The organism is Clostridium sp. AM27-31LB, assembly GCF_003480745.1.
GTDB lineage: Bacteria > Bacillota > Clostridia > Lachnospirales > Lachnospiraceae > Butyribacter > Butyribacter intestini.
The window spans coordinates 33,230-45,250 of the sequence record NZ_QUJS01000004.1 but is presented as its reverse complement, the minus strand read 5'-3'; the positions used below and the strand labels follow the sequence as shown (position 1 = coordinate 45,250).

Genomic DNA, 12,021 nt, shown 5'->3' with positions numbered 1-12,021 from the left:
CTCTTTAATATGCAACTGCTGTATGCCCTGTGCCAGTCGAACCCGCATAACTTGCATAATGTGATGATGAAACACTAAGGCTTATTCCATTATTAACGGCTTTAAACCCAACTTGCGCAATTGAACTATAACTCAATTTACTACTTGTTACAGGTTTTTTCTGTTTACCATTAACAGCACATATATAAGTTGATGTAACTTTAACTTTTATCCATCCATCATTACCTGTAGTTCCAGAAGCACTCGTTCTAGTTATTTCACTATTACAAAATACATTCTTTTCAGAAAGATGTATAATCGTTGATTTAGTCTTTGCACACCCATACTGCGGAACCAACATAATACTTAATGCTACTACTAATGACATAATTACTTTTACTGCTTTTTTCATAAATTTCACTTATCCTTTCTCTCTTAAATTAAATAACTATACATGACCATGTATTTAGATATTACATCTTTTTAATATTTTTGTCAACAATATTTTTATATTCAAAATATTGACTTTTAAATATTTTCTTTTACAATAAATACATATTTAAGTATTATTATAAACTACATATACGAAAAAAAGGAGTTTACCATGATCTTCAAAAATAAACTACGCCGGAAATATATGTCACAAGTCAAGGCATTTTTTCCTGTAAAAGCTAAAAATGAACGAAAATTTTTAAAAATAATATCAAACTCAGTAGATGATTACTGCACAGAACACTCTGATGCAAATATACAGGATATATATGAACAATTTGGTTCTCCCCAGGAAACTATCAATAACTATATAATGACAACCACCGACTCCTTAAAGCCATATTTTAAAAAAGTCAAACGGGCAAGAACTTTTAGATATATCTCAATCATCCTTATAGCCGTTATTATGATTGCTTCAACTCTCGAAGTAATAAAACTGCATAATGACTACAAGACTTTAAAAGATACAGCCATTTACGATTACGAAGAAACCATAGAATAACACAATATAATAAGGAGGGTTAATATGAATTCCGAAAAAAAGACTAAACTATGCAAAGAATATATATCGCAGATAAAATGCTTTTTTCCTGTAATTCGTCAAAATGAAAAGAAATACATAAATTATATTTCAACTTCAGTTAATGATTACTGTATTGATAATCCGGATGCTGCTATAGAAGATTTATACAATATTTTTGGTTCTCCACAGGAAACAATCAACAGCTATATGTCTGAAAATCCAGATAATATTGTACCATATTTCAAAAAAATAAATGTTAAAAAATGGATAATCAGAATTTTGACATTTTTGCTAATTGCATTTTTAATTGTCAGCTCAGCGTCAATTTGGTACTATCACAGAGCCAGTCAAATTTTTGAATATGAAAAAAATTTAATTGAACAACTTAACAACAAATAAATTACAAGGAGTAAAAACATGAAAAATATTATTACTATTATAACCACTTTAGCCATTATATTAACTACACCAGTAAATGTTTCTGCACAAACGGTAAACAACACAGATTTTAATTCTCAAATCATATATTTAGAAAATGGTGACTATCTTGAAACAAAAATTCAAAGCGAGCAAACAAAATTACCACTTTCTGAAATCAGCTTATTTACAAGAAGCACAAAACAGATTACAAAGACAAAAACCAGCACATATAAATCAGCTAGTGGAAAAAGCATGTGGTCAGTATCAATTACAGGTACATTTACCTACAATGGTTCAAGTGCAAAATGTGTATCATGCTCACACAGTTCAAAAACCTATGTCGCAAGCTGGAGTATAAAATCCATATCATCATCAAAAAAAGATAACTCTGCCACTGTAAATGCTGTTGTCGTTCATACATACAATAATACTTGCAAAACTAACATAAATAAAAATGTTACGATAACCTGTTCTAAAAATGGTACAATCTCATAAAAACTATTGACATTATGCTTGTTTTTATATTACATTATTGTATCATAATGTATGTGCATAAATTTTGCACACAGCAGAGTTTCAAAGAAACTCTTAATATGAACGCATAAGCGTTCATTGTATCATATTAAAAAATATTATTTAAGGAATGGCAGGGATTTTATGGCTGCAAAGAATACACTTACAACCGGCATTGCAGAATTATTAATACTATCTATATTAAATGAAAAAGACAGCTACGGATATGAGATTTGCAAGATTATCAAAGAAAATTCTGATGGTCTTATCTCTCTCTCATATAACACAACATATGCTGCAACCTGCAAGATGATTGATAGCGGTCTTGTTACTGAAAAAAATGTAAAGGTTGGAAAAAAACGCACTAGGATTTATTTCCATCTCGAAGATAAGGGGCGGGACTACTACAACAAACTATACGAAACTTATCAAAATATGTCACTGGGCGTTGATAAGATTTTTCACAGTTTAAAAGAACAAAACGAGGAGTAAACATTTTATCGCTGTTCATTTGCACATAGCTTTGTATCACTGACTACAAAGCTATGTGCAATTTTTTATTACTGACACTCTCACGAAGTATTTTTTATGTTCCAGGAAACTTCTCGTTTCCTGGAACATAAAAAAAAGAATCGCCTGGAGAAGCGATTCTTAAAGGAGAAGGTATGAAAAAAATTTAAGCACTTATCAAATGATTCCGTTTCATTTGATGGTTATATATTACCTAACTATTATGAATATGCAATGTTGTTTTTGTTAATAGTTTGTGAACAATAGCATAACATTTTATTACAGATATTGTCTTTTGTGTATTTTATCATTATTTTTGTGTATTTAATCTCATTTTTTTACTTTCTAAAGAGATTGCAACAGTTCAAACTTTTGTGTGATACGAACTTTTTCAATTTTTTTCAAAAAAAGCTTGCTTATTCCCTAAGGTTATATGGTAATTTTATTACAGATACCAAAAACAACAGTTTAATATCAGTCAGAAATGAGGGATTATTATGAAAATCAAAGAATTATCAAATTTACTTAATGTCAGTCAGAAAACCATACGCTACTATGAAGGTTGCGGATTTATAATGCCGCTTACACAAAATAAATCAGGCAGAATTTTCAGAGATTATGACGAAGCAGCAATAACCCAGTTAAAAACAATTATCGGACTGCGCAAGCTCCGTTTTTCCATTGATGAAATAAAAGATTTATTTGCTGAACCTGAAAAACTTGCTGAAATATGCAATACGCACAGAAATAATCTTGAACGCGAAATCGGCGTTATGACTCAGATATGCAAACTTCTTGATGATGTTGATTATAGCCATATAAATGAAGCCAAAGACCTTACTGAACAAGTTGAAATGCTCCGCCGTGAAACTATACTTGATGACTATTTTTCCGATTATGACCTCAGCACTTTTGATGAACCTTTTACCGATTATGATTTACGCAAACAAAAAACTGATGAACACAAGGAATATTCAAAATTGGTTGCATCCAGCTATTATTTCGCACATCCAAAAGTAAAAAGCAATCTTCAGGGAGGTGCTATAGGAATCCCAAGATAATGTATAAAAAGGTGAAAATAGCGTTTTACCTCTGAAAGAATCGCTCTATGATCCAAGCAATTTCCTATTACTTAAAAAGCCAGCCCGGCAGACAAACCGCCGGGCTGGTTATAATCAAGCGTATATTTCTGATACGCTCTACGACTTGCTCATAACACTATCAATTTATTATATGTAGTTTGTGAACAATGCCATAATATTTTATTACGCATTTAATTTTTCGTGTATTTTATTATTGTTTTTGTGTATTCCAGACAATTTTCTCCCCTATGAAATCATAAATTTTTTTCTGTTCTTTTAATATTTTAAAAATAATCATACCTATTAAAATTCCAATTCCATTAAGTATAATATCGTCCACATCAAATATTCTGCTCGGATAAGACAGCAGTATGTCAATGATAAGCTGTATTATCTCAATCCCAAATGAAAATAATATTGATTTAAAAAATAATACTTTATAATTAACTTTTTTACTTAAATACCCTATAAGAACAGGCATTGGCATTAACAGTATAATGTTTCCTATCAACTGTATATTTATAATTCCACTATTCTTAACAATATCAATAATATCCTTAAAAGGTATTAACTGGCAAAAATCCAAGATGCTGTTTTTACCGGTTCTCATTTCAGACGGAATTATTCTGATAGGAAAAATCGTTACACTTATCAGCAACATGATATATAACTCAATAATCCCTATGTAACACAGTCTAATCCTGTGTCCTCTTTTTATAATCCTGACTAAAAATGTTATGATAAAAACAACCAAAAACGCTACACAAAACAACGGTGGATGTATCGCAATCGTAAACATGGCTTCTCCCTCCCCTCAAAATTCTGTTAATATCTTTAAGCAACGCTTTAATTATATCATTAATAATCATTCTTTTTCAATAATATTTTTATTATCAAAGCATTTTAATAGAGTTATAATATAACTTTATCATTAAATCAAAAAGAACCATCATATCAAAAGATACAATGGTTTTTTTTTAAATGTGTAAATCACACAAAAATTAGTCTGTTGTATAAGGCATAATTGCAACGTGTCTTGCACGCTTAACTGCAACTGTTAAAGCTCTCTGATGCTTAGCACAGTTTCCTGTAATTCTTCTAGGAAGAATTTTTCCTCTTTCAGAGACATATCTCTTTAACTTGTTTACATCTTTATAATCAATTACATCATGCTCTTTATCTGCACAAAAAGCACAAACCTTTTTTCTTCTACGCATAGGTCTTCTTCTTGCGCCATCTCTATCGCTCTTATTGTAAGCCATGTCGAAATCCTCCTTAATTTTTCCGTAATGTTTTGATAAACATTAACACTTAAATGGTAATTCCTCTTCGATGGCATCCGGAATGTTCATAAATCCGTCACCTGCTGCCTGAGTAGGTTCCGGTCTTGTTGGAGCTGCTGCCCCAGCCTGCTGGTATCCACCGCCTGCATTCTCTGATGCTGCTGCCTTACTCTCAGCAAATTCCTGTTCCTCTACAACTACATCCGTTGTATAAACACGATTGCCATCTTTGTTTGTGTAGCTTCCTGTCTGAATACGACCTGTTGCTACAATCTTTGTGCCCTGATGAAGATATCTCTCTGCAAACTCTGCACCTCTGCCAAATACTACGCAGTTGATAAAGTCTGCTGTCTGCTCATCTCCCTGGCGTCTAAATCTACGATCTACTGCAAGTGTATATCTTGCAACGGCTGTCTGATTTTCTCCTGCTGAATATCTTATCTCAGGATCTCTTGTCAGACGTCCCATTAAAATAACCTTATTCATGAAGGAAACACCTTCCTTTCTTATGCTTCCTGTCTAACGCATAAGTATCTGAGAACATTGTCCATGATGCGGACTGCCTGCTCAAGCTGTGCAGGAACATCTGCTTCTGCATCAAACTGGATGAAGTAGTAGAATCCTTCTTTCATATGCTGAATTTCGTAAGCAAGTTTCTTCTTGCCCCATTCCTCAACATTTGTAATGTTACCGCCGAATTTTGTGACATATTCTTTTGCCTTCTCGACAGTAGCTACTCTTGCATCGTCCTCGATCTTTGCATTGACAACTAATGCTAATTCATATTTGTTCATAGCTGTCTGTACCTCCTTTTGGTCTCTGGCTCTCTTCATGACGCCGACTTTGTGTGATAATTCAAAATCGATGTGTTTCAACACACTTTGTCCTAACAGAAAAGAGCAAGGAAAAATTTAACGTATCACAGTTTCTTATCATACCACATTTTTTTATCTCATGCAAGCATTTTTTCATGCGAAACCTCTAAAACCTTTTTCTACCTGTTTTCTCGGAAGCATAACCTGATGATTGCAGCCGGTGCAGCGAAGTCTTATATCCATTCCGACACGCTTTATCTCCCATGCGTTTGTTCCACAGGGATGCGGCTTTTTCATCTTTATTATGTCGCCTATCTTAAGTTCAACCTTGTCTGCCATCTTTACTACTCCTTCATCTCAACATTTTGAATTTCATTTATCCAGTCATAGTAAGTCGTTGTATCTTTTGTCACAGTGCTCATTTTTATTCTCTTTGCACTAAACAATGTGGCTTTTTGTTTTTGAAATACCGGCACTTCTACTGCCTGCTCAAGTATGTTGTTAAAGACTTTTTTATAAAGCTTTTGTTTTCTCCCCATTTTTACGGTGGCATCGGTCTTTTTAAGATATGTTGAAAATTCAGGTATCTTAATTCCAAACATATTTGTCTTTGACATATATTTTTTATAGAGGCTGTACCCGTATGATGTATCTGTTTCAGCACACCACAACTGTGCTTTATTTATAAATTTCTTTGAATTCATCTGTTTTTTTGTTACTGATACAATCTTAAGGTTAAACCCTATATCTTTAAGCAATGCAGATGTTTCTTTTATCATCGGATAGAGCATATTTTTTCTTCCATTTTCAACATATATCCTGTATGTTTTAGATGCTCCCACCGGAATACTTTCCAAAACACCGTCTTTAAATGTGTATCCTGCTTTTTCAAGATATTTAGTGGCTGCATCCTTGACCGCTATCCTTTTATCTTCGTCTGTCATATCATCATTATATATTTCTTCGCCATCTATTGTGTCACTGTATGCCCTATTATAATCCTCATCACCTGTATTTGGTGAAAGCCATGATTCTGATGTGTAAGGATAATTTAATATCTTTACCTTACCTGCAAGTTCTTCTGCCCTCTGTATCCTCTGTGCACTTATAGCAGAAGCTATCGCTTTCCTGAGTGCTTTTGACTGTTCAGACTCACTCTTGTTTGCGACACGCACATTCTTTGCATTTATTCCTACATAACTGAATTTCTTGTCAGAAGTAAAACTTGTATTTATATCTGAACCGTATAATTTCCCATTTGAGTTCGCTTTTGCTATCCACTCAAGGTCATCTCCGCTGATGTTTCTGTCCAATACATCAACTGTTCCCTCCGTTACCTCTGTCACTTCCGCAACATGATTAACAGTTTCTTCGTCAGATGCATTTTCGTCTTTTGCCTTATCGTCTCCTGCTTTGGCATCTTCATTGTTGTCCTGAGTCTTTTCATCTTCACCTGCTGCTTCTGCCTTTTTTTCCTCCGCTATAACTTTAGCAACACGCTTGTTTGCTTTTTTTAAAATACCCGACATTTCCTTTATCTGCACAAATGCCGTTTTAGGACAGCCGTTAAAATAAAGCTCATTGTAGGTGTAATAAACTATCTTTTTTTCGTATTTTACATATCTGTACGGTCCTGCTCCCATAGGAGATCTCTTATTCGCACGAACTGATGATATATCACCTTTTTTAAATCCAAATCTGCCTTTTTTATAATTATATTTCGACTCATCACCATAATAATGCAGCGGACATATCGGTATTTGCAATGCTTTTATTGTATCATCACTGTAACCGTCTGTTGTCAGGGTAAGACTGTATTTTCCGGTCTTTCTTATTCCTGATATTTTTCTGACTTTTTTATTTTTCCTGTATTTTTGAAGTCCCGTTATTTTCTGTTTACCTATCTTCTCATCGCCCTTATAAGATTTATCACAAAATGCATATAACGAAAAAATAACATCATCTGCCGTTACATTTTCGCCGTCACTAAAAAGCAAATCATCATCAAGCTTTATCGTATAAACCGTTCTGTTTTTCTTCTTTCTATACTGTACCGATATATCAGCAGGACCATAATAAGTGTACCCATTATCATTGTAGAGCCTTACTTCTCCCTCGACACCTTTATAAACCGGTTTTCCTGCTCTGTCATTTGTGACAAGATATGCCTGTGTAAGTCTTACTACCTCTTTGTCACCTGCACTTTTAGCACTAAACGGATTAAAGTTTTTGTTTAACTTATCACAGCCTATCACTATAGGCGAATCTGCCTGTCCATCACCTTTTCCGCCCGCCTGTGCACTTCCTTTTTTTGTTGAAATTGTCACCTTTGGCTTCGGCTTTGGCTCTTTTTTAACTTTCTTTCCACAACCTGTCATACCTAATATCATAGAAAGGCATAAAATTACACTTATCGTCTGTTTTATTTTACTTCTCATCTTCCACCTCTGAATTTATTTTAGCATTTGCAAAAATGTTATGATTTTTATATCAAGCAGATGCTTGCAATCGAAGCAGCAGACCTGCTTAATAATATTAAATCTTCAAAAAAGCAAACGGGTCATTTTTATCACTGTGAAGAAAATTTATAAGAAGATATGCACCTCTTATAGTCACAATCTCCTCTTTCAATATCTTCTTTACCATTGCCTTATCTGCAATAACCACCTCAATGTCCTCTGATGCTTCATTGCCTGAATTAGACGGCTCGCCTGTGGCAAAACCAAACACTGCAGTATCACATTCATCTGACATACCCTGATTTTGCGTAAATGGTCTTTTAAGACAGTCATCATAATCGGTAAACGGCTCAAATGTAAGCCCTGTCTCCTCTTTCATCTCCCTTATTGCAGTCTGCTCAGATGTTTCGCCCTCATCAATAAGACCAGCCGGAAGCTCATAAATATACTTGTTTATAGGATATCTGTACTGTCTCACAAGAACAATCTTCTCCGGATCATCCTTAAGCACCGCATAAATAACCGTACCATCTGCTTTCAGTTCACCCGTCTGGCACATAAGGTCACCGTCTTTTCTTCTCGTTGCAAAATAATACGGATGCTCCCTGCCATTCCTATCCACGGCATTTAACTCGTACATATTCAAAAATTTATTGTCCGTCTGCTTCTTCATACCTCTTACATGTTCTCTATCACTCATATTAATCCTCATTTCTGCACATATTTTTTGCATATCAAGCTTGCGTCAAGTGTGCACAGACACAAATCTTGTGTGTGAAAAATCTTGCATATATGGATTTTTCAATCTAATCTCCCATTTTCAGTGCATAATAATGTCCGCATATCTTCCATTAGTCACCTTCACGAGATCATCCGGAGTCAAAATTATCTGGAGTCCTAATCTTCCTCCACTGACAATTATCTTCTCATGCTCTTTTGCACTCTCATTTATGACCGTCGGATAATTTTTCTTCATTCCTATCGGTGTGCAGCCGCCTCTTATATATCCCGTAACGGCATTTATGTCTTTTACATGCACCATCTCTATATTCTTCTCACCGACTTCTTTCGCAGCTTTCTTCATGTTTATCTCTTTGTCAACAGGAATCGCAAAAACATAATATTTGCCGCTTTTTCCGACCGTAACGAGCGTCTTAAAACTCATATCATAACTCTGTTCAAGCATATCTGCTATCGACACGCCATCCTTAAAATCATCACATTCGTATTTGTTAAGTTCATATTCAACCTTATTTCTGTCTAGAATACGAACTGCATTTGTCTTAACTTCCTTACCCATTTTATCTCACGCCTTTCAATTTTATTGATAATATTTTTATCTGAACGCACTGTAGGAACTGCCCTTTTTCATTGCTTTTCTGCAATCTGAAAGTTCACTTACCGTCACTAGCTGATACCCTCTTTTTACAAGTGTCGGTATTATCTTTTTCGATGCATCTGCCGTACTTTTGTATAAGTCATGCATAAGAACAATATCACCATCTTTAATATTTTTCAAGACGGCATCTGTCACCATTGCGGCATTTCTGTTCTTCCAATCCTTGGTATCAAGCGACCATATAATGACCGGTGTGTTTATTATCTTATCAATAACAGCACTATGATTTCCTCCGGGCGGTCTGGTAATGATAGTCTTTTTTCCAATTACTTTTTTAAGAACATTGTTTGTGCCGTTTATCTGTTTTTTTATCTCTGCCCTGCTGCATCCGGTAAGAATTTTGTGCCCATATGTATGATTTCCAATCTCACAGCCCATCCTGTCAATCTTTTTAACGATGCTCTTATACGATGCTATCCTGTTTCCAACCTCAAAAAATGTTGCAACTGAATTATTCTTTTTCAATATATTGAGAATGGTATTTGTATTTTTTGACGGACCGTCATCGTATGTAAGTGCAACAAGTTTCTTTTTTGTATCAATCTTTCTATACAATGCCCCGGACTTTCTAAAATAGCACATATATCTGCCTATCTTCTTTTTGCTGCATACCTTAACACCGTTTTTTCCAAAATAATATTTCTTTCCGTTGATATTCACAAATCCCGTGTACATCACACCACTGCTTGTAAAATAATAACCTTTTCCGTTGATGTTCCTATAGCCTATCGCCGCCGCTCCATTGCTTTTGAAGTAGTATTTCTTTCCATCTATCTTCATCCACTTGTTTTTTACCATTTTTCCATCTTTATAATAATACCTGCCATTTGCATTTACAACAAATCCGTTCTTACTGCTGTTAGGACTTTTTGTCGGCTTTACTGTCGGTTTGATAGTAGGTGCAACCACATAATCAGGTTTTATCGTCGGTGCTATTATGACACCGCCCGATGTTGTTTCAGACGGCTCTGCCGCCCCCGGTGTCGCTGTCTTTGTAACAGGCATTTCTGTCTGTATAGCTGCATCACTTGCCACCTGTGCCGTATTTACCATATTTTCAGAGTATGCAAAAATATGTTTTGGTGATATTTTTTTGTTAAAACCGCCGCTTACCGTCACGACCATTGCAATGCACAACACAATGCATATTATTTTTTTATTTCTATTCATAAAATTCCTCCTAAAATCAAAGTTAAGCAGATACTTACAATCCGCTCTGCTCCTGCCTGATAGTGTTAAAATAAATTCATTAAAGCATAAACTGACAGCCACTATCAAATTTGTGCAATATCAGTCAGAACTTATCTTCTCAAAAATCAAAATCTCCTGATATATCAGCAAACATAAATTCTACAAGTTTATCCATATCATCATAAATGATACTTCCAAGCCACAATTTTACTGTCATTGCCGTTAATGATGACACAGGCAATACTTTAAAATTTAATTTATCATAAATCTTTACACTGTCATAATCAACGCTGTCACCCGCCCCATATATAAATACAGGGATATTTCTCTTTATTGTTTCAGCCGCAAACTCCTCAAGCCCCGGATTTTTGCTGCACATAGTTCCTGAATGGTAAGTAAGATGAATAACCGCTTTCACATCATTAGACAAAAGCCCGTATGCCATCCCCGGAAAAGGCTTTATAATCTGTATGCCCGAAAAACTTTTGTCAATATCTGCCTTTTTCAATATAATATCGGCTATATCAGGTTTTTTAAACAATGCAGGTTTTTCTTTTGATTTATCTGTAAATGTTCTACTATATTCTTCTGATTTATCGTCTTTTATCGTCATGTCATTTTCTGATGATTTATAGTCTGCTTTCGTATATGTTTTGTTCTTTCTATATAAATCAACTTTTGTATTTTTAACAAACTTACCATCTTTAAAACAACCATACTCAGAATTTTTTACGCTGAATACATCATCAGTGTACGCACAATGCTCCATCACTCTTGTTCCACGGTGAATACGCGGTACATCGCCCGTATTATAATAGGAAACAAATAAACCGTTTCCATATCTGCCTTTGACAAATTCCACGGCATATGCGAAATTGATAAGTCCGTTTGCACGCTTATCCTCAAGCACATAGTTTGAGGATACCAGCACTATCGGTATCGATACATCGTCAAACATATAGCCAAGCATAGCCGAAGTGTATTGCAATGTATCAGTCCCGTGCGTAATAATTATCCCATCGTATTTTTCTGACTCAATCTGTTCCTTTATATATTTTGCAAGAAAAAGCATTGTTGAGCAGGTATTATTTTCACTCAGTTCCTGATACGGTGACTCCATAACAAACTCCATTTTTTCAGTTTCAAGTCCCGAAAACAATGAACCTGCACATTCATCACCTTTAGTTTCTCCTGCCTTGCTGCTTTTTATCTTCTCCTCGTACATATTAATAAGCCTGTATTTTTTATCAGCATCAGGTGCGGCATAGCCGTCTGTAATCGTACTTCCAATAGTTCCACCTGTAAAAGCGACCAATACTTTCAAAATCCAAACCTCCGTTTTTCGCTTTTTAAGA

General features: G+C 34.8%; 16 protein-coding genes. 5 read left to right on the top strand and 11 right to left on the bottom strand.

Annotation, left to right across the window (positions count from 1 at the left end; all coding sequences use genetic code 11):
* Positions 1-4: 4 nt before the first annotated feature.
* The gene (locus DW721_RS07375) at positions 5-391 is read right to left on the bottom strand and encodes a hypothetical protein (protein ID WP_147353228.1); all 387 of its coding nucleotides are present in this window, start codon (positions 389-391) and stop codon (positions 5-7) included.
* A 192-nt stretch (positions 392-583) separates the two neighbouring features.
* Between DW721_RS07375 and DW721_RS07370 the strand changes: the two genes are divergently transcribed.
* The 5 genes from DW721_RS07370 (at position 584) to DW721_RS07350 (ending at position 3,498) form a co-directional block, all read left to right on the top strand.
* Positions 584-973, top strand: coding sequence for a DUF6120 family protein (locus DW721_RS07370; RefSeq protein WP_055940672.1), 390 nt, complete (start codon positions 584-586; stop codon positions 971-973).
* 24 nt (positions 974-997) lie between these two features.
* Positions 998-1,393 (top strand): DUF6120 family protein, encoded by a 396-nt coding sequence (locus tag DW721_RS07365; RefSeq protein WP_118745343.1) that lies wholly within the window; start codon positions 998-1,000, stop codon positions 1,391-1,393.
* 18 nt (positions 1,394-1,411) lie between these two features.
* Positions 1,412-1,909, top strand: coding sequence for a hypothetical protein (locus DW721_RS07360; protein ID WP_118745342.1), 498 nt, complete (start codon positions 1,412-1,414; stop codon positions 1,907-1,909).
* A gap of 162 nt (positions 1,910-2,071) precedes the next feature.
* Entirely contained in the window at positions 2,072-2,419 is a 348-nt protein-coding gene (locus tag DW721_RS07355; protein WP_022013737.1) for a PadR family transcriptional regulator, read from the top strand.
* Positions 2,420-2,934: 515 nt separating this feature from the next.
* The gene (locus DW721_RS07350; protein ID WP_022013738.1) at positions 2,935-3,498 is read left to right on the top strand and encodes a MerR family transcriptional regulator; all 564 of its coding nucleotides are present in this window, start codon (positions 2,935-2,937) and stop codon (positions 3,496-3,498) included.
* A 232-nt stretch (positions 3,499-3,730) separates the two neighbouring features.
* Here the strand turns inward: DW721_RS07350 and DW721_RS07345 are convergent, their stop codons facing one another.
* The 10 genes from DW721_RS07345 to DW721_RS07300 all read right to left on the bottom strand — a co-directional run bounded on the left by DW721_RS07345 (position 3,731) and on the right by DW721_RS07300 (position 11,990).
* Positions 3,731-4,318: a VanZ family protein gene (locus DW721_RS07345; RefSeq protein WP_118745341.1), complete on the bottom strand. Its 588-nt coding sequence runs from the start codon at positions 4,316-4,318 to the stop codon at positions 3,731-3,733.
* A 202-nt stretch (positions 4,319-4,520) separates the two neighbouring features.
* A complete protein-coding gene (rpsR, locus tag DW721_RS07340; RefSeq protein ID WP_022013740.1) occupies positions 4,521-4,781 on the bottom strand; it encodes a 30S ribosomal protein S18 in 261 nt (86 codons plus the stop codon).
* Between the two features lie 42 nt (positions 4,782-4,823).
* Complete coding sequence (locus DW721_RS07335; RefSeq protein WP_022013741.1) at positions 4,824-5,288, bottom strand: single-stranded DNA-binding protein; 465 nt, start codon at positions 5,286-5,288, stop codon at positions 4,824-4,826.
* Between the two features lie 20 nt (positions 5,289-5,308).
* Positions 5,309-5,596: a 30S ribosomal protein S6 gene (gene rpsF, locus DW721_RS07330; RefSeq protein ID WP_022013742.1), complete on the bottom strand. Its 288-nt coding sequence runs from the start codon at positions 5,594-5,596 to the stop codon at positions 5,309-5,311.
* Between the two features lie 174 nt (positions 5,597-5,770).
* Positions 5,771-5,956 (bottom strand): DUF951 domain-containing protein, encoded by a 186-nt coding sequence (locus tag DW721_RS07325; RefSeq protein ID WP_022013743.1) that lies wholly within the window; start codon positions 5,954-5,956, stop codon positions 5,771-5,773.
* Between the two features lie 5 nt (positions 5,957-5,961).
* A complete protein-coding gene (locus tag DW721_RS07320) occupies positions 5,962-8,055 on the bottom strand; it encodes an ABC transporter substrate-binding protein (RefSeq protein WP_118745340.1) in 2,094 nt (697 codons plus the stop codon).
* 97 nt (positions 8,056-8,152) lie between these two features.
* Positions 8,153-8,776, bottom strand: a complete 624-nt coding sequence (locus DW721_RS07315) for an NUDIX hydrolase (protein ID WP_118745339.1) — start codon at positions 8,774-8,776, stop codon at positions 8,153-8,155.
* Between the two features lie 120 nt (positions 8,777-8,896).
* Complete coding sequence (gene ybaK, locus DW721_RS07310; RefSeq protein WP_118745338.1) at positions 8,897-9,376, bottom strand: Cys-tRNA(Pro) deacylase; 480 nt, start codon at positions 9,374-9,376, stop codon at positions 8,897-8,899.
* Between the two features lie 36 nt (positions 9,377-9,412).
* A complete protein-coding gene (locus tag DW721_RS07305; protein WP_118745337.1) occupies positions 9,413-10,645 on the bottom strand; it encodes a polysaccharide deacetylase family protein in 1,233 nt (410 codons plus the stop codon).
* A 139-nt stretch (positions 10,646-10,784) separates the two neighbouring features.
* The gene (locus tag DW721_RS07300) at positions 10,785-11,990 is read right to left on the bottom strand and encodes an asparaginase domain-containing protein (RefSeq protein WP_182436256.1); all 1,206 of its coding nucleotides are present in this window, start codon (positions 11,988-11,990) and stop codon (positions 10,785-10,787) included.
* Positions 11,991-12,021: the final 31 nt, after the last annotated feature.

What these genes read in the sequence shown, in the direction of transcription:
- DW721_RS07375 (WP_147353228.1), bottom strand. Translation starts at nt 391, where the DNA reads ATGAAAAAAGCAGTAAAAGTAATTATGTCATTAGTAGTAGCATTAAGT.
- DW721_RS07370 (WP_055940672.1), top strand. Translation starts at nt 584, where the DNA reads ATGATCTTCAAAAATAAACTACGCCGGAAATATATGTCACAAGTCAAG.
- DW721_RS07365 (WP_118745343.1), top strand. Translation starts at nt 998, where the DNA reads ATGAATTCCGAAAAAAAGACTAAACTATGCAAAGAATATATATCGCAG.
- DW721_RS07360 (WP_118745342.1), top strand. Translation starts at nt 1,412, where the DNA reads ATGAAAAATATTATTACTATTATAACCACTTTAGCCATTATATTAACT.
- DW721_RS07355 (WP_022013737.1), top strand. Translation starts at nt 2,072, where the DNA reads ATGGCTGCAAAGAATACACTTACAACCGGCATTGCAGAATTATTAATA.
- DW721_RS07350 (WP_022013738.1), top strand. Translation starts at nt 2,935, where the DNA reads ATGAAAATCAAAGAATTATCAAATTTACTTAATGTCAGTCAGAAAACC.
- DW721_RS07345 (WP_118745341.1), bottom strand. Translation starts at nt 4,318, where the DNA reads ATGTTTACGATTGCGATACATCCACCGTTGTTTTGTGTAGCGTTTTTG.
- rpsR (WP_022013740.1), bottom strand. Translation starts at nt 4,781, where the DNA reads ATGGCTTACAATAAGAGCGATAGAGATGGCGCAAGAAGAAGACCTATG.
- DW721_RS07335 (WP_022013741.1), bottom strand. Translation starts at nt 5,288, where the DNA reads ATGAATAAGGTTATTTTAATGGGACGTCTGACAAGAGATCCTGAGATA.
- rpsF (WP_022013742.1), bottom strand. Translation starts at nt 5,596, where the DNA reads ATGAACAAATATGAATTAGCATTAGTTGTCAATGCAAAGATCGAGGAC.
- DW721_RS07325 (WP_022013743.1), bottom strand. Translation starts at nt 5,956, where the DNA reads ATGGCAGACAAGGTTGAACTTAAGATAGGCGACATAATAAAGATGAAA.
- DW721_RS07320 (WP_118745340.1), bottom strand. Translation starts at nt 8,055, where the DNA reads ATGAGAAGTAAAATAAAACAGACGATAAGTGTAATTTTATGCCTTTCT.
- DW721_RS07315 (WP_118745339.1), bottom strand. Translation starts at nt 8,776, where the DNA reads ATGAGTGATAGAGAACATGTAAGAGGTATGAAGAAGCAGACGGACAAT.
- ybaK (WP_118745338.1), bottom strand. Translation starts at nt 9,376, where the DNA reads ATGGGTAAGGAAGTTAAGACAAATGCAGTTCGTATTCTAGACAGAAAT.
- DW721_RS07305 (WP_118745337.1), bottom strand. Translation starts at nt 10,645, where the DNA reads ATGAATAGAAATAAAAAAATAATATGCATTGTGTTGTGCATTGCAATG.